The 21495-nt window shown below is 56.9% G+C and carries 18 protein-coding genes; 3 read left to right on the top strand and 15 right to left on the bottom strand.

From position 1 onward, the window contains the following. Positions 1-394: 394 nt before the first annotated feature. Positions 395-826 carry a TIGR04076 family protein gene (locus OLSU_RS01110; protein WP_013251098.1) on the top strand — a complete coding sequence of 144 codons (432 nt, stop codon included), beginning with the start codon at positions 395-397 and terminating at the stop codon, positions 824-826. Positions 827-977: 151 nt separating this feature from the next. Here the strand turns inward: OLSU_RS01110 and OLSU_RS01105 are convergent, their stop codons facing one another. The 14 genes from OLSU_RS01105 to guaA form a co-directional block, all read right to left on the bottom strand. Further along, positions 978-1307, bottom strand: a complete 330-nt coding sequence (locus OLSU_RS01105; RefSeq protein ID WP_236697238.1) for an AAA family ATPase — start codon at positions 1305-1307, stop codon at positions 978-980. 273 nt (positions 1308-1580) lie between these two features. Then, positions 1581-2045 (bottom strand): flavodoxin, encoded by a 465-nt coding sequence (locus tag OLSU_RS09260; RefSeq protein WP_407635717.1) that lies wholly within the window; start codon positions 2043-2045, stop codon positions 1581-1583. Positions 2046-2777: 732 nt separating this feature from the next. Beyond that, positions 2778-3932, bottom strand: coding sequence for a hypothetical protein (locus tag OLSU_RS01100; RefSeq protein WP_013251095.1), 1155 nt, complete (start codon positions 3930-3932; stop codon positions 2778-2780). 483 nt (positions 3933-4415) lie between these two features. Continuing rightward, positions 4416-4733: a type II toxin-antitoxin system death-on-curing family toxin gene (locus OLSU_RS09870; protein WP_407635716.1), complete on the bottom strand. Its 318-nt coding sequence runs from the start codon at positions 4731-4733 to the stop codon at positions 4416-4418. Next, positions 4730-4942 carry a type II toxin-antitoxin system Phd/YefM family antitoxin gene (locus OLSU_RS01090; RefSeq protein ID WP_013251094.1) on the bottom strand — a complete coding sequence of 71 codons (213 nt, stop codon included), beginning with the start codon at positions 4940-4942 and terminating at the stop codon, positions 4730-4732. The genes OLSU_RS09870 and OLSU_RS01090 overlap by 4 nt, the downstream gene beginning before the upstream one ends. A 624-nt stretch (positions 4943-5566) precedes the next feature. Next, positions 5567-7129 (bottom strand): ATP-binding protein, encoded by a 1563-nt coding sequence (locus tag OLSU_RS01085; protein ID WP_013251093.1) that lies wholly within the window; start codon positions 7127-7129, stop codon positions 5567-5569. A gap of 998 nt (positions 7130-8127) precedes the next feature. Continuing rightward, entirely contained in the window at positions 8128-8769 is a 642-nt protein-coding gene (locus tag OLSU_RS01075) for a hypothetical protein (RefSeq protein WP_013251092.1), read from the bottom strand. Then, positions 8766-9608, bottom strand: coding sequence for a nucleotidyl transferase AbiEii/AbiGii toxin family protein (locus tag OLSU_RS01070; protein WP_013251091.1), 843 nt, complete (start codon positions 9606-9608; stop codon positions 8766-8768). Before OLSU_RS01070 ends, OLSU_RS01075 begins: the two co-directional genes overlap by 4 nt. After that, positions 9605-10177 carry a type IV toxin-antitoxin system AbiEi family antitoxin domain-containing protein gene (locus OLSU_RS01065; RefSeq protein WP_201781605.1) on the bottom strand — a complete coding sequence of 191 codons (573 nt, stop codon included), beginning with the start codon at positions 10175-10177 and terminating at the stop codon, positions 9605-9607. Before OLSU_RS01065 ends, OLSU_RS01070 begins: the two co-directional genes overlap by 4 nt. 836 nt (positions 10178-11013) lie before the next feature. After that, complete coding sequence (locus tag OLSU_RS01060) at positions 11014-11598, bottom strand: DUF4230 domain-containing protein (protein WP_013251089.1); 585 nt, start codon at positions 11596-11598, stop codon at positions 11014-11016. Further along, the gene (locus OLSU_RS01055) at positions 11591-12319 is read right to left on the bottom strand and encodes a DUF4230 domain-containing protein (protein WP_013251088.1); all 729 of its coding nucleotides are present in this window, start codon (positions 12317-12319) and stop codon (positions 11591-11593) included. The genes OLSU_RS01060 and OLSU_RS01055 overlap by 8 nt, the downstream gene beginning before the upstream one ends. A gap of 513 nt (positions 12320-12832) precedes the next feature. Beyond that, on the bottom strand, positions 12833-14275 hold the full coding sequence (locus tag OLSU_RS01050; RefSeq protein ID WP_148219029.1) for a hypothetical protein: 1443 nt from the start codon (positions 14273-14275) through the stop codon (positions 12833-12835). A 92-nt stretch (positions 14276-14367) separates the two neighbouring features. Further along, a complete protein-coding gene (locus tag OLSU_RS01045) occupies positions 14368-15018 on the bottom strand; it encodes a hypothetical protein (protein ID WP_013251086.1) in 651 nt (216 codons plus the stop codon). Between the two features lie 379 nt (positions 15019-15397). Next, on the bottom strand, positions 15398-16987 hold the full coding sequence (gene guaA, locus OLSU_RS01040; RefSeq protein ID WP_013251085.1) for a glutamine-hydrolyzing GMP synthase: 1590 nt from the start codon (positions 16985-16987) through the stop codon (positions 15398-15400). A 356-nt stretch (positions 16988-17343) separates the two neighbouring features. On the opposite strand from guaA, the gene OLSU_RS01035 reads away from it, so the two are divergent. Continuing rightward, complete coding sequence (locus OLSU_RS01035) at positions 17344-18789, top strand: LCP family protein (protein WP_148219028.1); 1446 nt, start codon at positions 17344-17346, stop codon at positions 18787-18789. A 67-nt stretch (positions 18790-18856) separates the two neighbouring features. Then, entirely contained in the window at positions 18857-20335 is a 1479-nt protein-coding gene (locus tag OLSU_RS01030) for an LCP family protein (protein WP_013251083.1), read from the top strand. A gap of 56 nt (positions 20336-20391) precedes the next feature. On the opposite strand, the gene ychF is transcribed toward OLSU_RS01030, so the two are convergent. Continuing rightward, positions 20392-21453: a redox-regulated ATPase YchF gene (gene ychF, locus OLSU_RS01025; protein WP_013251082.1), complete on the bottom strand. Its 1062-nt coding sequence runs from the start codon at positions 21451-21453 to the stop codon at positions 20392-20394. Positions 21454-21495 lie beyond the last annotated feature (42 nt).

Below are 21495 nucleotides of genomic sequence, written 5' to 3'. Positions count from 1 at the left end.
GTGGTTTCCTTGTTTTCCGAGGAACATGCGGTGAGTGCTGCTGTTACGGAAATCACCAGAGTAGGTGCGCACGCCAACAGCATTTGACGCCGTTTCGTAAGACATCCTTTCAGGGGTTACAGTGTCAAAGCAAAGAAAGCTTTTCAACAGTCAATATGATATAAAAATCTAACAAATGGGATGCGGACGGAAACTTGGACCGCGAAGGTCCGGGGAGGTCGGAGAGGTTAAGATGACTTGGTGTCCAATTTACCCTTCCCACTCCAGGGACCGCGCCCCCCTAATGCGCTTTTTCGAGTCACGATGACGGGTAAAGAGGTCTTGAAGAAACCCATTTACGGCCCTGCAAGCTTCATTTAAGAGTAGCGCAAACTGACTGACGAGGGGTCTATCGATGCAGTACAAATGCAAGGTGACGGTCCTGAAGACCAAGGTGTTTCCCGACTTGCAGGAGAAGTACCTGGCGAATCCGCAAAGCGGCCCATGCCCCTGCTTCGAAGCGGGGCAGGTCTTCACCTTCGAGCGGACGCCGGAGAACGATAGCTTCTACCGTCTGGGAAAAGGGACGCTCGCAGGCGGTGGGGACTTTCCGTGCGGCGAGGCATGGGATGCGATCAGCCGCTACGTCTACACCGCGCTCCAAGGTGGGTCTATCATGCATCGCTGGACAAACGACGAGCGCATGATGATCGCCTGCTGCAACGACGGCACGAGGCCGGTGATATTCAAGATCGAGAGGATCGACGTTCCGGAGACCCCTGAAGAAGAGTCATGGCTCGCTTCCCAGGATTTCGCCAATCGAGCAGACGAGGCCTACACGGGTTGATGCGGCGATTCTCGCGAGGGGGCCTTCTCGTTAATGTCGAATCGAACGCTCCCTTGATCAAGGTCTTCATATCCCATACCTTCCATCCAATCGCTTCCCTCTTCCACATCGACGGCCTCCTCGCCGTCCGTCCTGAACGACTTCTGCAGCCTCAGATCCAGCTTGAGAGGGCATTCGCATCGGACGGCCACCGTCTCGGTTCCTCCATCCTTGATTTCCGCTGACTCAAGGTAGTCGGCGAGTAGGGATGGGGGTTGGAGGAATTGCCGGAGAGCCCCCTCAGGCTCAAACTGGGCATCTCCAGAATCCGCATCCTTCCTGCTAGAGACTCGCTCACGCCCTTCATGAGGTGGTATGTTTGCGAACCGGTGAGGACGATGCGGTCCCTTTCCTCCGATTGGTCAACGACCCATTTCACCGGGGAGAAGAGCTCCGGTGCGCGCTGCACCTCGTCGATGATGGGCGGGAGGGTCTTGTACATAAGATGGCCTCCCGGCAACGGGAGGCCATTGCCCATCGGTATCCAGTACTGTCAAATATGGGAATTGAATTCCCATATTCCGCTACTCCCACTCAATGGTTGCATGGCCCGTTTCCATGTAGCAAGCATATCATCTGACCTGCAGTTATTGTCACTCTACTATCGCGAAAACCATGTAGTCACTTGCGAAGAGTGGTTTCGCCCGGCAGAAGAGTTGCAGCACGGATTGTCTCCGCCATGAACGACTACGTGACATGTGAGGCAAACTGAGATTTACAAATTATTATTTAACCAGCTTTGAAGCTCATCAAAACTGTAGTCTCCCTTTAAGGCTATCCCTTCTTTTATGATTGAATTTCTACATTCTTTTTTATAGTCCTCAATCATCCTCCCAAAACCTCCACCACCATGAGTGCAAAATGGAATTATTGTTCTTCCGCTCAAATCAACCGTCTTCAAAAATGTCAAAACAGGTGGCGCAAAAGTTTTGAGCCAGTTCGGTGAGCCTATAAAAATTACTTCTGCACCCTCAACTGGTTCCACCCCTTCTGCAAGCGGCGGGCAATACCCTTTTTCAATTTCTTCTCTCGCTTCTTTTACAGCTGTATTGTATGAAAATGAATAAGGTTTTTGTGGTTTCAGTTCTCTCAATTCTCCGTCTGTAATCAACGCAATATCTTCAGCTAATCTTCTTGTTATTCCTGAATATGAATAATATACAACTAATGCCTTCAACACTATTTACTCCCATAAATTTGAATTTTGTCATTGTTGGTAGAATCGAAAGCCAGTCTAAACCAGACGAAGCGATCAAGCGAATCGATATGTCCATGCTTCATGGCCAGCAACCGTTAATGTCGACATGCTTCGACAAGGCAAATATGACACGTTCATTATATCGCTCGAAGGCGAAGTGAAAGAACAAAGCCCTCCCAGTTCTGGAACGCCATGTTAATTATTTTGGCCAAAGGTGGCTTACAGTAGGCTCGCCGCGATCTAGCGCCTCGCGCCGCAAGCTCGCAAAATCGAAATGTGCTTGAATGAGAAATGGCAGCCCCGAGACGAGACTGCCGAATCGAATAGATGCTAAAAGATGCGACTAGTTGCTAAGCTAAAGGAATATAGTAAACGGTTTACTCCCACTCGATGGTTACATCAGCCATTTCCGTGTAGTCAGCACATCGTCTGACCTGCGGTTATTGTCGCTCTGCTGTCGCGAAAACCGTGCAGTCACTTGGGGAGAGTATTTTTGCTCGACCGAAGAGTGACAGCCCTGACCTGCGAAAACGCAGTTAGATTGCGTGCAACTGGCTATATGGGCTGAAACGGCGCCGACAGGGTGGGGCGCTCCCCGACCCAAGAGTGACGATTTCCGACTGAAGAGCGACGCCTCTGGGCTGGGGAATGCAATTTGGCGACATCGAAGTGACTACACCAATTGTTCAAGCTATATCACGGTTCGAATAAATCCTATTTTGTTGTTGCCGCAATACGTTTCGACGGCTGCAAAAGCGCAAATATCGGCTTTCCCTCAAATATAAATTTAAGGCCGAAGATGTTTGGTGGAGCTATTGATGCGAGGAAATCGTGAGCCTCAGATTGGTGCGACTCGCTTGCTGCAAAAGAAATTGAACCAACTGGCCCGCCTCCTTGAGCCATAGCCTCCTTTGAAATCATCAGCTTGCCGATTTCATCGATGCAAAACACCAGAAACCCGTCTTTACTGCTGTAAATCGCCTCGTAACAGCTTGCGTGCTTCTGGCTAATATCGAACGATATTACGGTCGCAGAGCTCTCAGGATGCTGCAGTCTGAGCATCACTGCAGGAGTCGCCTTGCGCGCACCTGGGATGTCTTCGGGATTAGCTCCTGCGGGAATTTCGGTCCCTATTGGAAAGACATACGCTGAACCCGCGGCAATCTGCTCTTGGTCGTTTTTATCCGCTTCGGCATAAGACGCGGGTTCGGTCCAGGCAGAATCCGGCACTTGAAGCAGACTCCTTTCCGAGAGCGAGCGAACAAGGTTGAGCAAATTTACGATTACACTGGCAAATTCGCAGGAGTACGAGGAAGCTGCCCTATAGCGATCAGAGTAGCTAAGCTTTTGCGCCTCTGCCTTTTCTCCCTTCGGGTCGGCGTGCACTGCATCCGTGTAAATCCAGGCCTCTGCAAGTAGCGCGTCAGAGAGCAGGCTAGTCAGGAGCTCACCGTCTCTCCCTATAAGCTGGACCCCGTAGCGTTCGCTGTCTTTTTTCTCGTAACGATGGGAGAACCAGCTCTTCGTGGTTTCCAAAACCTCGGCTTCGTTTTCCGAGAGTGCTTCGCCGGGCGCTTGAGCGCAAATGGCATCGAGTATCTTTGGCAGATATATCGGCTCGCTCCTTACGATGAAGGGACGCAGCCTCGTCGCAAGTGATTCTATAGCCTTCTCATCGGTGCATACGTGATGCTGAGTACTCGCGCTGCCAGTCTCGGTTACGCTAAACGTCATCCTGGGAGTGGCGTAGCGCTCGATATCCCCATTTTTGACTAGCGAATGATCCTCGACTCTCCGCGCGCGTACAACGAAGCGCCCAAGGATCTCCTCGCTTGTGAGACTGCTCGTTTTGTTCGTAGTCTTAGCCAAGACAATCCCTTCTTTTATTCGTCGAATCTAATTTTATCTCGTCGGTAGATAGCTGAATATCCGCTCATCCACAACCTAGCGAGCCTTAGCGTGGCCTAACGCCCCGCGTGTCTTTGCGCACGCGCCTCCCAACAGGTATCTCTCTGCTTGTCACGTCGAAAAGACGCGACTCCTTGGGCCTCGTTGCGACCCGAGGGCAAAGGATGCGAGACGAGAGGACGGTTCGCCATCCCACGAAAGGCGGCGTCCCCCAGATGCCGCGCGGCGCGTTCCCGGCACCCCATGCAATATCGGATGATGATGCGGAAGGCCGCGAGGATGCCGGGGCAGAGAAACTAAAGATCTGCCGCCTCCTCGACATCCGAAGCAAGCGACCTGGCGAATGGCCTCATGGATGTGCCGCAGGTCACGGAGCGCTTTATGCCACTACGCTTTCAACCCAATCGACGAGCGCATCGTAGCCTACCGACCCATCCGCAACACCTAGCATGACCTTGAGGAAGGCTGCGTGGTCAGGCCTGAAGCCAATGCCAGACATCCTGAGGTATGTGCCGAGCAGGGCGGCGCCTGTTCTCTTGTTGCCATCGAGAAACGGGGGTCGGATATGATGCCGAAGGCGCATCTGCACGCCCTGTCGATAGCGCTTGGGTACAGGTTTGCTCCACCGAAGGTTTGGAGCGGTTGCGCTAACGCCGAGTCGAGGAGCCCCTCGTCGCGTAAGCCATCAAGCCCGCCAAACCGCTCGATTGCAGACGCGTGGATAGCCAGGACATCTTCTTTGGAGAAGGCTAGGACGCTCACTTGGCAAGCTCTTCGAACACATCTGCGTACTCGTCCATAAAGTCGACTGCCACGTCCGTGGCGTTGCTATTCTCCCGAGCCGGTTGGATTACGACCCAGGGCTTGTTGTTCTTCAAGATGGTGACTGACTTGCCCGTCCTGTTCACCTCTGCCGTCACACGAGAGAAATTATTCTTGGCCTCTGAGAGCCCCATCGTCAATGCCGTCATTTCTGACCTCCTATATTGTTAGCCAGAATTATAGATAGTATTCGAGTCAGTATCAATTGAAGATGCAGATAGCAGAGACCTGTAAGCAAAGTCCGCGGACTCGCACTGGAAGATAGTTGAATGGCTTTTTAAGGGGGTACTTTTTTAGAAAATCGTAAAAAGTACCCCCTTAACAGATGATTTTTGGACAAAAAATCTATTCCCACTCGATCGCTATATAGCCGACGGATTGGTTGAGATGGGTTTCCTCCACTCGCCTATCGTGAAAACAGTGTGGTCACCCTGTAGTCGGCGGTGGCTACATGCTCCGTAGTCACCTGGGGAGAATGTTTTCGCCCGAACTAAGAGTGGCATGCTTGATCTGCTCAAACGCATTTTATTGCGTGCAACTGACTGCATGGGTGGAAACGGCACCGGCGGGATGGGGCGCATGCCGACCGAAGAGTGACGGGTATTGAGTGAAGAGTGACGGCCCTGAACTGGGGGGCGCTAATTTGCGCGTCCGGGGTAACTACATAGACAATATTGAACACATATGACAGCTCTCTTAAAATGCCTGGACACCGACCAAAGTAAGTGTCCAGGCATGATAAACGACAGGTCCATAGAACGATTTTGATTAAGTTACTCTGCTGATTCCTCGTCGCTCTCGCTTCGCTTTTGCTTAATGAAATCTCTCATCATACAAATCGATTCATGCAACTGTTCGAGTGTATATCTTTCGTTCTCCTTGTTTTCAGGATGATGAATCTGATGGCGGATGTATTCCGTTAAAGGTATTTCCATAGGCATTACTGAACCCTTCCAAACTTTCTTGTAAGGGACCAGCTGTTTGTTGCTCTTATATTCCCCCAACCATTCGTTTTCTTCGATGGCTCCATACAGCTCATCATGATATTCCTCGGTCGATTCGTTGAAGGCAATGAAGTTAACCTCATTTAGTGATGGATACCTCAGCTGCCCAGGTAGCACCTTGGAAATTTTCCTATCACCAGGATTGTTGCCCTTCGCAATCAGCCTGAGGTTTTCAAACTCCAAGTGTTTGACTATGTAAGGGCTGTGGGTCGTTAGTATGACTTGCACGCCATCAATTTTTGACAGCTCTTGGAGTGCCTCTATTAGTTTCTTCTGATTTTCGGTGTGCTGGGCCGTTTCTGGTTCTTCAATCGCGTAAATCACTCCGTTCGTCTCAGATTCGGCAAGCCTTCTCTCCGCCTCAGCGCGGAAGAAGCTCAGCAGGATTAAACGCTTAGTGCCACTGCCACGCTTGTTTATCGGAATGTCTCCATCCCCAGTGATAGAGACATTTTTGAAGACATCCGCCCATTTCAAGCTCTCCGTTGCGGGTATTACCGGATCAAGGCTACTCGCGACTTCAGGATCAACTTCCTTCAGCTTGTCTACGGTACGATTAGCTACCTCTTGCAGCTTTTCTCGGACTTTTTGCGCCACTTCGTCAAGCTCCTCTTTCAAGGCTAGGTCGTTCAGGACTTCTTTGACCGACTCCTTAAGCGGATCTTGCACCTCGCTATCGCTATCGCTGTTTTCGCGATCAGCTTGGAATAGGGAATAAACGGGCATATAAGTTGAAAGCTTGCTCCAAATTGCTTTCGCATCTTCTTTTGAGATATCGATTTCGATTTCCTGCAGTTTGAGGTCGTCTGAGAAGTGACTCCAAAGGGCAGCCCTCATTGAGACATTGCTCTTTGTGTCCACCTCTTCCTCGAGCTTGTATTGCTTTACTAGCTTCTTTAGATCGGCATTTTTCTTTAGAAGCAAGTCGCAGCACCCGGAATTCGTAGGGTGCAATGCCTTTATGTAGACCTTTGGGGCACCAGTCCCCTTGTACTTTTTGACAATCTCAAGCTTGTCTTCGCCATTGAGCAGATACGAATCCTTTAAGTTTGTTTTTGCTGTCGTATCAATAACAATCTCGTCTGGAAGATCTGCAAATACGACAGCAATGGAAGCCTCCTGGTCGCCGCCCTTTTGGTTTTCGACGTTAATATCTGATTTGTCGAACTTCACTGCGCCCTTACCGTCGTTGAAGAAAATATCAAGCGCCTCCAGAACAGATGATTTGCCAATATCGTTTTTCCCTACGAAAACAGTGAGGTCATCCATTGCAACTTCGGTTTCGCTTGCATATCCGCGAAAATTCGTTATCTCGACGCTTCTAATCTTCATAGCAAGCCCTTTCTTGAATGCGCCTATACAGCTCCTCGGCACTTAGCGTGCTCAGGCTTAAATCCTCATCAAAAATTTCGCGACTCCTTAATGCAATCTCGCAAGCTTCATCCCGCTTAAGACCGACTTCCAGCAGCAGGTATCTCTCTTGATTTCGGTTCGGCTTTCCCTCGGTCTTTTCATACCCTAGGCAATCGATGGCTTCTTCCTCATTAAGATCCCAATGCACACGAAGCGCGTTAACAATCTTGGCGAGATAGGCATTCCTCGTAAACCCTATTGCTCGCGTCCAAGACCTCATCGTTCAGCCGATCGTGGACCGCATCTTGTACAGTGTCCAGCAAAAAAATCTCCAACGTGGGAAACGGCATTATGAACACCACCTTGAGGTGGAACTTGTGAATGCTGCTTTGCGAGCATAGATTTCCTCTGCATATAGACGCCCCCATTGTTTGTCAGTATTCACATTCAAAATTTTACCGCCGCTCATATATCGCAACATGGAGATGGCGCCGAGCGGCAGTTTCATAGACTCGTTCTTTTCACCGATCCACAACCTAGCGAGCCTTAGCGTGGCCTAACGCCCCGCGTGTCTTTGCGTACGCGCCTCCCAACAGGCATCTCTCTGCTTGTCCGTCCAGGGGACGCGACCCCTTGGGCCTACTTGCGACCTAAGTGCACCAGATGCAAGACGAGAGGACGGTAAGCCACTCCATGAAAGGCGACATCCTCCAGATGCCACGCGAAGCGTTCCCGGTTCATCAGGGAATATCGGATAATGATGCGGAAGGACGCGAGAATGCCGGGGCGGGGATGCGGGGACCTACCGCCTCCTCGACATCCGAAGCGAACGACCTGCCCGACGGCCTATGAACGTGCCGCAGGTCGCGGGCTACCCGCGCGCGTCAAAGACGTCGGCCTACAGGCCCACCGAGCGACAGAAGATCCCCACCATAAGAATTGGAAGACTACTGAAAAGCGATACTGTTATTGGCCAATCAATCACGCCTGTTCTGGCCGATGTAATCATCAATGTCATTTACGGTCAAACGAAGCAAATCCCCCTCTGCAATCCCTCGCTTCAGCCCCATGTCTTTTCTGAGTTGTATAAGGACCTTTTCCATTCCGAACAACAAGTCGTTGGGGTCATTATGACCCCTAGAAGAGGCAACCCGCCAATTCCCCCAAGCCTTAATCGCTTTGGAAGAGCCCCAAAGAGTCAACTCTTTCGTAAACTGGTTGAATAGATTGATCAGCTCTTCTTGAGTGAATTCCTTGCCCGTTTTGGTCTGGGACTGAAAGTCGTAGAACATCGAAATGAGCTGCATGTATGGCTTTTCACGATGCATACGCAAATACTCGTTGCGTTTCATGATATTGCTCGCAACGTTACCAGAAACGTACGTAATCACGGATACCGTTGCGGTTATTAGCGCGACTACAATTGCAGAGTCCAGAGTCGAAAGAGATGCAAAGAAGGCCGCGACTCCAGGGCCAGCAAGATTAATCAGGACTGCAGTTCCACATGCAGCGATAAGCACAATCACAAGCAGGGCCAGTAGCCCTTTAATTATCGGCCATAACTGAGGATTCCTGTTTCTCTCTTCATTAAGATAGTCTATCTGGCCACTCCCGCTCATATTGCCGCTCCTAGTATCTTCCTCGCGGTCTCGCAGCACTGCGCCAACTCTATGCCAGATGCGTAGGGGTTCTTCTTCATGTATTTGCCCCAGAGCGCAAGCATCGTCTGGTCGGCTGAGACTTCGTCGAGGACTACCTGCCAACGCTTCATCCGCTCGGCGCTGCCGCGTTTAGCGCACGTGGCCTCGAGCGCTTCGTACAATGTCGAGATAACGCAACTGTCACCCTTGGTTCGCCATAGCAGGTGTATGTCGTAAAAGTCGCGCGGGCGGGTGTTGGTCACGCCTCGCGAAACGACGGTCTCGAGCTTCTCGGCGAGCACCGTCTCGAGCGGGTAGGACATCAGCCGAACGTTTCCCTCGTCGAACAGGAGCGGGTAGTTGTAGGCGATGGGGCCCGGGATTATGCTGTCGCCCGTGGTGACATCAATCATGAGTGGTACCGACATCGGTGGATATATCGCCTTGAGATGTATGCGTATGCCCGGGTAGTCGTCGGCCTCCCTGATGTCCTCGGTGCGGTCGAACTCGAAGCTCCAGTCATCATCCACGCTCACGGCGGCCACCTCGCGAAAAACCTTCTCGGCAGATTCATGCGTCAGCGTGAAGCCGGTGATGGTTGTGTCGAGGTCCATCGTCGTCCTGGATGCCACCCCCACGAGAGAGGAGATGAGCATGCCGCCCTTGATGACGACGTTGCTGCGCCATTTGGATTTCGAGAGGCGCTCGAGGAATCTCTCGAAAAGGTAGTTTTGCATCATGGACTGCGCGGAAATGCCTACATTCTTCGCTCGGGCGTTGATGCGCGCTTTGAGCTGCATCGCGTTCTTTGTCCTCACAGCAGCACCTCCAGGTAGTTCCGGATCTTTGCCTCAACGCCGAGAGCACGCGCGTACTCGACGAGCTTCATGGGGTCACAGATCTTGCTTCGCACGTAGGATTTCATCGCTGGGGTGACCAATTGGGCATCAGGAGTGCCCTGGCCGCGCACAAGATCGCAGAGCGTCCTCTCGACGTCATAGGCTCTGACCGCGTTACCGTACTCAGTCTTTACATCGCAGAGCCCCAGATCGAGGACATCATCGGCGCAGGTGCGGCATATGATTCCAGCTGCCCTGGCTGCGGTTGCGTTGTAGCTCCTGGGGAAGGTCATCGTCGGCGCGAATGGTGCACGGTCCGTCATGCCGTGGAGGAAGAGCGCCGTGTCGTCTGAGAAGACGCCGCGGGAGAAGCGGCGCTGGGTGATGTAGAGGGGGTCCTCCCATACATCAGGAAGCGCGTAGAGGCCGCGATCCACCCGAACGAGCTTGCCAGCGCTCACGGCATCTGTAAGCTTGCGTCGGGGGATACCGGCGTCTGTTGCCTGCGCAGAGGTAACGTAGCCGTTGCAGCTTGTGGCTATGTCCAACAGAGTGTCCGTCTTTTCTCCTCTCACATGTGTACTAACGCGCTTAATATTATCTAATATTAAGCATGAATGTACAACTGGTGGGTAAGAGTAGTAAGTCACACTCAAATCGCTGTATGAAGATTATTTCCGCAGGTTAACACCCATGAAATAAGCCCCGAAATCCGAAGGTCTCGGGGCTTATTCGCGTCTGTCACTCCCCAAAAGTCCCGGTGGCTTCGTCCAATACAGGGCACTGGTTGCTAGCCACCGCTACCAGGCGTACAGGATGAGACCAGATGAAATGGGCTATTTCCCTACTCCCACTCTTTCACGTTCGTTTGCCGTTGTGCCATTCCAGTCAACTCCAGTTGGGTCGTCAGCTTTAGGTGTCTTGCCGTCAAATCCCGTCGCGTGGCTTCGCGTGGGCGTTTGGGACAAATCCTGGGACAAATCCGCAAACCATTTCGAAACCGCGAGCCCGCAGTTTCGTTTTTGTCCAGGGACAAAAACGGGCAGGTTTTGAGGTTCAGAACAGCCTGAAATGGATGCCAAAATGGCTGATTTTCTTCATCGGCACCTGTTTAACTAAGTGAATCGTAGCCAGCGGCTTTATTGTCTTGTATTTCCGCAGGTCAGATGGGATGCGTAAGAGCGATAACTGAAAGAATCGTAGCAGGCGGCTTCTTTTTCGACCTTATGCACGACCTCAAAGCGCTTTAGAAACCGAGCGAAAGAACCGAGCTAGGAGGCCTTATTGCCGCTTTATTTCAAGCTGCCCGCAAATCAGTTGGCAACTGAAAAAGAGGGGCCGCTTTCGCAGTCCCTCTCAAGATCGACTTAGCCCTAAAGCCAACCTATTCGGCATCCTTGAACTGGACCTCGTACTTCACTCCTTGCAGATCGCCAATCTTTGTGACGTATTGGCTCAGAAGTGTTTTCGCCCTTTCGCGGGCGCCGTTCATCAGCGTCGAATTGGCCTCGGCACTCTCCTTCATCTCTTTTTGCGCTTCTTCCAGCGCGATAGACTGGTCGACCGTCGTAATGGGGGTCAGCAGCCCGGTGTCGCTGTGGATATCGGAGAAGGTGCTCTCGTCGGCCTGTGGCTGGCCGATGACCTGCGCGTTGGGAACCGTGATGGTGACGACGTTGTTCGCATCCGGCCCGTCGATTCGAACCTTGGAGACATCGACGCCCAGCTGGACCGTTCCGTCGTACTCGAACCAAGCCTTCTTGTATCCCACGTTTATCCCGAATAGCATGTTTGTGCCGTCGTTGTAGACTTCAGCGACGTTGTGGAACGTGCACTCGACAGTGGCGAGCTCCGCGATCTCGGTATAGCCCGAGAAATCGGGCGTTTCGCTGCTTTTGGCGCAACCGGAAAGCGCGGAGAGCGACAGCGCTGCTGCGAGGGCGAGGCAGGCAAGCCATGGTTTACGCATTGAGATCGGCCCCCTCGTTGTACTCGGCGATCGGCTTGAATTCGAGCTGGTATTCATCGCCGAGAAGCGGCAGGGTCAGCGCTTTGACGGTGTCCTTCAGGCTCGCTTCCGCCTGCTCCTTTATCTCTTCCTTGTCGACGTCGTTCGCGGCGTCTTCGCGGCAAAGCGCGATGACGTCCTTCATGTCCGCTGTTGCGCTCTCGGGGAGGTAGCCGAACTTGCTGTTGTCGAGCTGGGGGTCGCCAATCTGCGCCTCGGGGAGATACGCGGTGACGACTTTATCCTCCTCGTTGATCCCAAACTGGATGTCGCTCAGCGTGTAGGATGCGCGGATGTGAGCCTCGTATTTAACGCGATAGTCCACGCGATCCTGCCAGAGGAACTTACCGTGCTTCTCGGCGATGCCGTGGTACGTGTAGTCGATCGTGGAGAGGCTGTCGATGTCGACGGCCGATTTGAGGTCCGATGTCGCGAGGTACTGCGTCTCGTGGTTGTCTGTCATCCAAGGGAGGGCGAAGCCGAAGAAGCCGATGGCGATCACTGCGGCTACGGCAAACACGGCGAGCTTGGCTTTGAGTGAGAGCTTTCCGAAAAAGCCGAAGACGCTCTTTCCTCGCCCTTTTTCCTTCTGAGCCGCCTCTTCTAGAGATTGCCCTTGACGCTCATCGTGCTCGGAGGCGGATCTGTGACGAACGCCCTCTTCGTGTTTGTCCTGTTCCAAAACAAGCCTCGTTCATGCTGTTGGGTGGTTTGACTGCTGATGGTATTTTATCAGCAGCTGTTTTATTCGTTTCTATCATGTTTGGCAGGAGACATAAATGAAGCCTTTGCACGTAGTTTTGGCAGCCGTTGTAGCCTTGATAGCTCTTGTTCTGATCGCCAGCAGTATCGGCGTCATCCATATCAGACTTTAGCCCGTTATCGAATCCAACGCGACGTTCCCGCTCTTTGACTAATTGAATACGAGCGCTGCCGTTGCGTGTCGCACCACGCCGAGGGGTTGATTCGTACGCGACTTGGACGAATCAACCCCTCGGTTCACGATTTTGGAACGACTCAATTGATTTGCAAAACAGCAGGTCCGTTTCGCGCGCAGCAGCAGATTGCCTGTGGAGCATGAGCGGCAATACGCTATTAGCCCTATTCCGAATACCCGTAAGACAGCCCCAGTTGCTCAATGGAAGCGCTTCTTCAGAGATCGCTGAGTTATAAAAGACTGCACATCCGGTTCGCCTTACGAATAGGCGACCTTGTTGACTCCGACGAGTCCTCGTTCAAAGAAGGCGACGTTTGCGGTGTGCAGGCTCGCCGTTTTCACAGAGGGTGTAGAGAACCGCGGCGCCGTAGAAACGCCGGCCATCTTTATGTTCGCCGTTTTGATGTTTGCCCCTTTGATGCCGAGCATCGAGAGCAGGTGCTTGGGAACCTCGTAGTCTTGCTCGACGAGGCCAAAGAACGTGACGCCGGAATCGACGCACACCTTCATGACGCAAGACGAGACGGGCTTGAACGCCATGCTTCCCGCCGCTCCGCCGACGAAGGACCCGATGAGCACAGGGAAAGTTGCCCCGCCTGTCAGGGCGGTCGCGACAGCGGCTCCGCCGAGCATCATGACGGTTGAGAACACAGATTGGCCCATGTTGTTCGCCATCTCGACGGGCTCGATCTGCCCCGACGCCACGAGATAGGAGTTTCGGCACGTCTCCATGGTTAGCACGACGAGTGACGCGATGACGTTCGCGCCCCTCGATCCCATTGCGGCGGCCTTTACCGTCTCGCCGAAGGTGCCCTTTGCTGCGGCGGCCGTGATTGCCGCGGTCGCCGATCCGGACACGAACCCGTTGGCGGCGCCGGCGCATGCCGCCGTCCCGATGGACTTCAAGTGCTCGTCGTCGATTTCTCCTTCTGCAATCAGGTAATCGATGGCACGGTAGATCTCGGGGGCAACGCTCAGAGCAGCGCTCAGGGCAGCGGCTGTGCCGCCAGCCTTGAGCGATTGCTTCACTATGTCGCTCGCAGCGATTAGCTGGGACGTGGTCATGCCGTCGTCCGCAGGGTCGAGCTTCTTCTTGCTCGAGACGTCGGCCGCCTTTCGGCGCATCTCCTCGTTCGTGGCGGGCCTGCCCTCGACGCCCTCAGGGGTCTTGATTCGGTCCGTCAGATTGTCGCGCACCTTCGTCCACCGCCGCACCTCTTCGTCCAAGCCGCGGCCTTTCGCGCACTCGATGCGCATCAGCGTGTACTGCTTGGCTGCTTCAAGCTTGTCCGACGGGATCAGGCCCCCCATGTCGCCGTAGAGCAAGTCGTCTGGGGTCTTGCCCGCGAAGCCCTTCTCAACGGCCCACTCGTCAAAAGAAAGATCCGCATATCTTTTCGGCCTGCCATTGTACGAATCGCGAAGCGTCGTCGCGAGCTTGCGCGCGATATTCTTCGGGTCGGTCAGGAACTTGAGCTGGTACTGGTCAGCGCCCCAGGCCACATCCGCAGACCCGAGGTCGTGCGAGTCGAGCCTGATACCCTTGGCGTCGACCCTCTTAACGGCAGCGTCGACGTTCGCCGTCCCAAAGGCCCATTCCTCTGCTAGGAATCCCTTGAGGGAGTCCTGCGCCGCCTTGCTGTTTTTGTAGTGGTCGTAGGAGTCCATCGCGGAGTACAGCTCCTCGATGGCGGCCTCCACGCTGTTCACCCAGCTCGTGGCATCCATCCCGGCGGGCACGGCAGCGGCATGGCGCGCGGAGAACTCGAACCCCTTGTCGAAATCGTTCATCACTAAGCCTCGACGAAGCCCTTGAGCTTCTCGTAGTAGAAGCGTTTCACAGCGTACTGGTAGCGTTGTTCGCGGATCTCGCCCGCCTTCTGATGGAGGACGACGGCCTGGTTGATGCCGTTCGCGCCATCGGCGGCAGCCCTCCCGATAGTCTTGCCTACCATCTTGGCAAAACCAAGCACGGGATTGGAATCATTGCTTTCTTCGGGTTCCGCCGCCTCCTCTTCGGGGCGCAGGGCTGCGAGAAGGTCATCGAACTCCATGCCGTGCTCTCTTGCCCTTTCGAGAAACTTCCAATAGTCCTCCTTGGAAGGCGGCTCGGTATTCACCGTGATGCAGGCGTGGTTCCCGCTCACGCCGATGTAGACGCCTTCCTCGTCGATGGCTTCGGGGTTGTCAAGCCGAATCGCGTCGATGTAGTCTCCGGCGCCTTCCGGCCAGCCGATGAAGACGACCTTCTGGCTCGACGAGATGGCGGTCTGAGCGAACTGGTCCTCGTTGAAGATGGAGGCATCGACGCTGCCGTCGACGGGGCCGGTCGGACCAGCCTCTGTGTCATCGTTCTTTCCAATCATGTTGTAGAGAAGCTTGGAGAACTTGCCGGTGTTTCCGGCCTCGACAATAAGAACCGATTCGGCGGTGTTGAACATCATGGGCAACCTATCTAGAGGAAATTAATGGTTGAGGCGATTATAACCCCGAGGTAAACAGCTGTATTTGGCCGCCACCCTATTATCGGAAGGGTCGGCAAAGGCTGCGCTCGTCCCACACTAAGGGCGTGGGGCTTCTAATGTCAGACCACTGTCGGATCTTTTCACTCCTGAATAGCACGCAAGCTCCTAAAAGAAAATAATCGCAGGTGAAAGGGAGTAAAACGGCAAAGAAAAAAGCCTCCGTCCCAACTCGGGAACGGAGGCTAGGAAATCGTTTTTACTCACTGCCGTCGCTGGCGGCTTTGCCATGACTCTCGTACGAAACGAAACTCGGCGGCACAGTGCGGTACTCAAAAATACAGGTCAGAACCCTATCAGCCTACTCCCACTCGATCGTCGCCGGTGGCTTGGGCGTCACGTCGTACACCACGCGGTTCACGCCATCCACCTCGCCCACGATGCGGCTGCTGATCTTGCCCAGCACCTCGTACGGCAGCTTTGCCCAGTCTGCGGTCATCGCGTCGCTCGACTCCACGGCACGCACGATGACCGGACGCGCATAGGTGCGCTCGTCTCCCATCACACCCACAGAGCGGATGTCGGGCAGCACGGCGAAGTACTGCCAGCAGCTGTGCTCGCTGTTGCGGTCTCCCGTCTCCTCGAAGAGGCGCCCGTTGTAGGCGTCGAGCTCCTCCCGAACGACGGCGTCCGCCTCGCGCAGCATGTCGAGCTTCTCGGACGTGACCTCGCCAATGATGCGAATGGCGAGGCCGGGGCCGGGGAAGGGCTGGCGCCAGACCATCTTGGCGGGAAGGCCCAAGGCAATGCCCAGCGCGCGGACCTCGTCCTTGAAGAAGTGATCCAGCGGCTCGATGAGGTCGAAGCGCACCCCCTCGGGGAACGGAATCAGGTTGTGGTGGCTCTTGATGGTCGAGGCCTTGCCGCCCGTCTTGCGCGCGCCGCTCTCGATGATGTCGGGATAGATGGTGCCCTGCGCGAGCATCTCCACATCACCGATCTTCTGGGCCTCCTCGAAGAAGACCTTCCAGAACTCGCCTCCGATGAGGCGCCGCTTCTGCTCGGGGTCGCTTACGCCGGCAAGCAGCCGCAGGTAGCGCTCCTCGGCATGCACGTGCACCAGTGGCACGTTGAACTGTTCGCGGAAGACCTCCTCCACCATCTCGGGCTCACCCTTGCGCAGAAGGCCATGGTTCACAAAGACGCAGGTCAGCTGATCGCCGATAGCACGGTGTACAAGTGCCGCCACCACAGAGGAGTCCACTCCGCCGGAAAGGGCCAAGATGACCTTGCGTCCGCCCACCTGCTCGCGAATCTCCGCGACCTTCTCATCGATGATGTTGTCCATGGTCCAACTGCGCCCCAGGCCGCAGATGCCAAAGAGGAAGTTCTCGAGCATGGCCTGGCCGCAGGCGGTGTGACGCACCTCGGGGTGGAACTGCGTGGCATAGAAGCGACGCGACGCGTCCTCCATGGAGGCGATGGGACAGGTCTCGGTGGTCGAGGTGACCGAGAAGCCCGCAGGCACGTCGCTGACGGCATCGCGATGGCTCATCCACACGGTCTGGCTGCCGGGCGTGCCAGCGAGGATGCGGCTCTCCCCGCAGCGGCAGAGCTCAGCGGGACCGTACTCGCCCTTCTCGGTATGGCCGACCTTGCCGCCCAGCTTGACGGCCATGATCTGCTGCCCGTAGCAGAAGCCCAGGATAGGAACGCCCAGCTCGAAAATGCGCCCGTCCATGTCCGGCGCATCGTCGGCATACACGGAGGCGGGGCCACCCGATAGGATGATTGCGGCGGGTGCCATGGCGGCCAGCTCGTCCGCAGAGATGTCGCAGGGGACCATCTCCGAGTAGACGTTGAGATCGCGCACACGACGTGCGATGAGTTGGCCATACTGGGCGCCAAAGTCGAAGACAGCGACGAACTGCTGGGGCCGGGAAGTCTGCATGGGGTCCTCCACGTCATGGGATTGGTTCAAAGCCTGTCTGGGCCGACCCGACGTCAGAGGCGCCGGGCCAAGGGTCTCACGCTGCCATGATGCCACGCTTCGGCAGTGCCTTGGGACCGTATCGCAGATTAACAGACATTGCGTGCCCCTCGATGCATCCGCCCTCGATGCACTCACATGCGCCCGTGCCACTTCTCGCACTTTCACGCGCTCCCCACCTTCAGACGCGGCGCCCTTTTGTGAACTTCATGCGAGAACGGGGCCTTGCGGCTACTATTTATGAGTTAGGAGGCTGCCACCACCTGCTGTGCCAGCTACGGCCACGTCGATGGGATCCAGCTTTGGCGCGTAAACACATGAGCGGGGAGGACCTCGCCTCGGATGCGGAGAGGCTCTCTCGTGCACGGGCTGCTAAGCATTACGCGCAGGCCAACCTGAAGCGCAGGCACAGGCGGCGGCGCATCGTCGGCGCCATCGTTGGTGTCTTCGCGGCTCTCCTCCTCGGCGCAGGCGGGGCGGCCTGGGCCTACATCAACAACATCAACCAACGCCTGGGCAGCAACATAGACCCAAAGCTCAGGCAGACACTTGAGTCCGCCACCGCGCAGGATCCTGGCGATCCCTTCTACATGCTGCTCCTAGGCATAGACAAAGACGAGGGCCGCGCGGAGGGCAGCGAGTACGGTTCGTCCGACAGCGCATACCGCTCGGACTCCATCATGCTGGTGCGCGTCGACCCCAAGAACAAGAAGGCCACGCTCGTCTCGATTCACCGAGACACCCTCGTCGACCTGGGAGAGCATGGCAAGCAGAAGATCAACGCCGCCTACTCCATCGGTGGCGCTGCCTACGCGACCGAGGTCATATCCCAGTTCGCGGGCGTCCCCATCTCACATTACGCCGAGGTCGACATGGACGGCATGGCCGCCGTGGTCAACGCCGTGGGAGGCGTCACGGTCGACCTGCCCGTTCCGGTCAGGGACCCCGGCTACACCGGCCTAGACCTGCCCGCCGGCGAGCAGACGCTCGACGGCCAGACGGCAGCCCTCCTCTGCCGTGCGCGCCACGCCTACGACAGCTATGGTGACGGGGACGTGTACCGCGCCGCCAACCAGCGCAGCGTCATCGCCGCCGTGGTAAAGAAGGTCCTGGGCAGCGACCTGGCGACCATGACCGCCACCGTCTCGGCCATGGCCGACATGGTCAACACCGACATGAACGTCAGCTCGATCCTCTCGCTGGCGACGCAGTTCAGCGGCATGGACGCCGACACCGACATCTTGACCGGCATGGCGCCCACCACCTCGCGCTACCAGAACGACACCTGGTACGAGCTCTGTGACACCAATGCCTGGAGGGCCATGATGGAGCGTGTCGACCAGGGTCTCTCCCCCTACGAGGACGCCAGCTCCGACCTATCCAGTGGCGTCTCCGCCCAGTCCGCCGACCAGACCTCGACCGAGAAGGCCCCGACGTCCGATTCGTCGGCGTCACCTACCGGCGAAGCCGCGGACGGCGACAAGGCCGTCCTCAAGGGGACGGTCACGGTCGTGAACGCCTCGACCACGGATGGCGTCGCCGGCGACGCCGCAACGAGACTCTCGGGGGTCGGATTCACGGCAAGCGCGCAAAGCGCGGGCGTGGTGTCCGAGACCACGCACGTGTACTACAACGGAGACGGCAAGGCCGCCGCACGTGGCGTCGTCCAGACCCTCGGTCTGGGCGTAACGGCAGAGCCCAACGACGGCACCCAGCCTACCGGCACCGACGTGGTCGTGGTTCTGGGCACGGACACAAACTAGCCTGACGCAGCCGAACGGGGGGCGAGGCCATCTGACCCCCTCCGTCCGGCTGCCGCAAGGAGGCATCTTGGCACTGCACAGAAAGCACGAGTCCATGACGCGCGAGGAGCAGCGCGCGCGTTCGGCCGCACGGCATGGCCTCGATCGCGGGGCACCGTCTGCCAGTGACCTCTCGCGCGGCAACGCCCTCGCGTACTATGGCAGCCGCAGGCGTCGCCCCAGGCTGTCTCGTGGCCTGCGCGCCGCACTCATCACCGTTGCCAGCGTCTTTTTGGTCTCTGGCATCGCACTGGCGGCCTATGTCGCGCACATCAACGCCAAGATAAACGGCAACGTCAGCTCGGACCTCCTCTCCGTCCTGACCGATGCGCAGGACAACGAACCCTTCTACGCGCTGCTCCTGGGCATAGACAAGGACGAGGAGCGCGCCCAGGGCAGCGAGTACGGATCGGACAGCAGCGCCTACCGCACCGACACCATCATCCTTGCGCGCGTCGACCCCAAGAACAAGAAGGTCACTCTCGTCTCGATACCACGCGACACCTACGTCGACATGGAGGAGCATGGCAGGGGCAAGATCAACTCCGCCTACTCCTTCGGGGGGGCCGCCTACGCGACCAAGGTCGTCTCCAAGCTCGCAGGCGTCCCCATCTCGCACTACGCCGAGGTCGACATGGACGGCTTCGCCCAGGTGGTCGATGCCGTGGGTGGGGTCACGATCGACCTGCCCGTACCGGTCAGGGACCCCGAATACACGGGTCTTGACCTGCCGGCCGGCGAGCAGACGCTCGACGGCCAGACGGCCGCGCTGCTGGGACGCACGCGCCACGCCTACGACAGCTACGGTGGAGGCGACTTCTACCGCGCCGCCAACCAGCGCATGCTCATAGGGGCCGTGGTCAAGAAGGTCCTGGCGTCCGACCCCATCACCATGGCCGGCACCGTCTCGACCATGGCGGGCCACGTCACCACGGACATGGACGTGAGCACGATGCTCTCCATAGCGTCCAAGTTCGTGGGCATCAACGTCGACGAGGACATCTACTCCGGGCAGATGCCGACCGAGTCCAAGTACGTCAACGCCACCTGGTACGAGATCTGCGACACCGCCGCATGGAAGTCCGTCATGGAGCGCGTCGACCAGGGCCTGCCGCCCTACGCGGACGCGAGCCAGGACTCCACGGCGGGCATCGCGGGTTCCGTCGGCGTGAGCGCAGGAGGCGACGGGAGCTCGGATGCCACCTCCTCCGCAACCGAGGTCGCAGCCGACTACTCGGGCACCGTCATGGTCTACAACGCCTCGGGCGTTGCGGGCATTGCGGGCAGTGCCGCCGACAAACTCACGCAGAGGGGCTACTCCGCCCAGGCCGACAACGCGTCGTCCAGGACGGACACGTCGAAGGTCATCTACAACGGGGGCGCCGCCGACAAGGCCCAGGGCGTCATCGAGACGCTGGGCCTCTCGGTCTCGGCACGTCAGAACGACGGCTCGTACGAGAAGGACGCTGACGTCATCGTCGTCTTGGGCACCGACCGCGCACGTTAGCGTCGACCGTCGGCCGTACGGGCCCCCGCGCGCGGGGGCCCGTACGCAACGACGTGCTAGACGTTGAAGCGGAAGACCATTACGTCGCCGTCCTGCACCACGTAATCCTTGCCCTCCATGCGCAGGCGTCCCGCCTCCTTGGCACCCTGCTCCCCACCGAGGGACACATAGTCGTCGTAACCGATGGTCTCGGCCTTGATGAAGCCGCGCTCGAAGTCGGAGTGGATGACGCCGGCCGCCTCGGGCGCCTTCGCTCCGATGCGGACGGTCCAGGCACGGACCTCCTTCGGACCGGCCGTGAAGAAGCTCTGCAGTCCCAGCAGGCGATAGGCCGCCTGCGCAAGCGTCTCGAGCCCCGAGCGCTCGAGACCCAGTGACTCCAGGTACTCGCTTGCCTCCTCGGGCTCCAGCTCCGAGAGTTCCGCCTCGACCTTGGCGCAGATGGGGATGGCGGGCGTACCGTCGATCTGCGGCCTGTCACCCAGCTGGTCCTCGTCGCAGTTGGCGACGTAGAGGATGGGCTTCATCGTGAGCAGGAAGAGGTCGTGGGCGGCAGCACGCTCGTCGTCGGTCATGTCGAGCGTGGCGGCACGGTTGCCCTCATCGAGCCAGGACTGGAGGCGCCTGGCTATCTGGAGCCTGGGAAGGTTGTCCTTGTCACGCTTGGCCTCCTTCTCGAGCTTGGGTATGGAACGCTCGAGGGATCCGAGGTCCGCGAGGATGAGCTCGGTGATGATGGTGTCGGCGTCTGACGCAGGGTCGACACGGCCATCGACGTGGACGACGTCGGGATCCTTGAAGTAGCGGACGACCTCGCAGATGGCATCGCAGTTGCGGATGTTGGCCAGGAACTGGTTGCCCAGTCCCTCCCCTGCGTTGGCTCCCTTGACCAGGCCGGCGATGTCCACGAACTCGACCGTCGCCGGAACGACCTTGGCCGGGTTCGCCATCTCGGCGAGCCGCTGCAGGCGCTCGTCCGGTACGTCGACGACGCCTACGTTGGGATCGATCGTGGCGAAGGGGTAGTTGGCCGCCAGGCCGCCCTTCTTGGTGAGTGCGGTAAAGAGCGTCGACTTGCCGACGTTGGGCAGGCCTACGATACCAATCGAAAGTGACACGTCCTCATCTCCGTCCGTCGTCGTGTTAGCCGACTGTCGGCA

The organism is Olsenella uli DSM 7084 (assembly GCF_000143845.1).
Lineage (GTDB): Bacteria > Actinomycetota > Coriobacteriia > Coriobacteriales > Atopobiaceae > Olsenella > Olsenella uli.
The sequence above is the reverse complement of the archived record's forward strand: the minus strand, read 5'-3'. Positions and strand labels throughout refer to the sequence as shown.

Bases quoted from the DNA above. Each gene is read 5' to 3' on its own strand.
- OLSU_RS01110 (WP_013251098.1), top strand. From the start codon at position 395: ATGCAGTACAAATGCAAGGTGACGGTCCTGAAGACCAAGGTGTTTCCC.
- OLSU_RS01105 (WP_236697238.1), bottom strand. From the start codon at position 1,307: ATGTACAAGACCCTCCCGCCCATCATCGACGAGGTGCAGCGCGCACCG.
- OLSU_RS01090 (WP_013251094.1), bottom strand. From the start codon at position 4,942: ATGACGGCATTGACGATGGGGCTCTCAGAGGCCAAGAATAATTTCTCT.
- OLSU_RS01085 (WP_013251093.1), bottom strand. From the start codon at position 7,129: ATGAAGATTAGAAGCGTCGAGATAACGAATTTTCGCGGATATGCAAGC.
- OLSU_RS01075 (WP_013251092.1), bottom strand. From the start codon at position 8,769: ATGAGCGGGAGTGGCCAGATAGACTATCTTAATGAAGAGAGAAACAGG.
- OLSU_RS01060 (WP_013251089.1), bottom strand. From the start codon at position 11,598: ATGCGTAAACCATGGCTTGCCTGCCTCGCCCTCGCAGCAGCGCTGTCG.
- OLSU_RS01045 (WP_013251086.1), bottom strand. From the start codon at position 15,018: ATGATGTTCAACACCGCCGAATCGGTTCTTATTGTCGAGGCCGGAAAC.
- guaA (WP_013251085.1), bottom strand. From the start codon at position 16,987: ATGCAGACTTCCCGGCCCCAGCAGTTCGTCGCTGTCTTCGACTTTGGC.
- OLSU_RS01035 (WP_148219028.1), top strand. From the start codon at position 17,344: ATGAGCGGGGAGGACCTCGCCTCGGATGCGGAGAGGCTCTCTCGTGCA.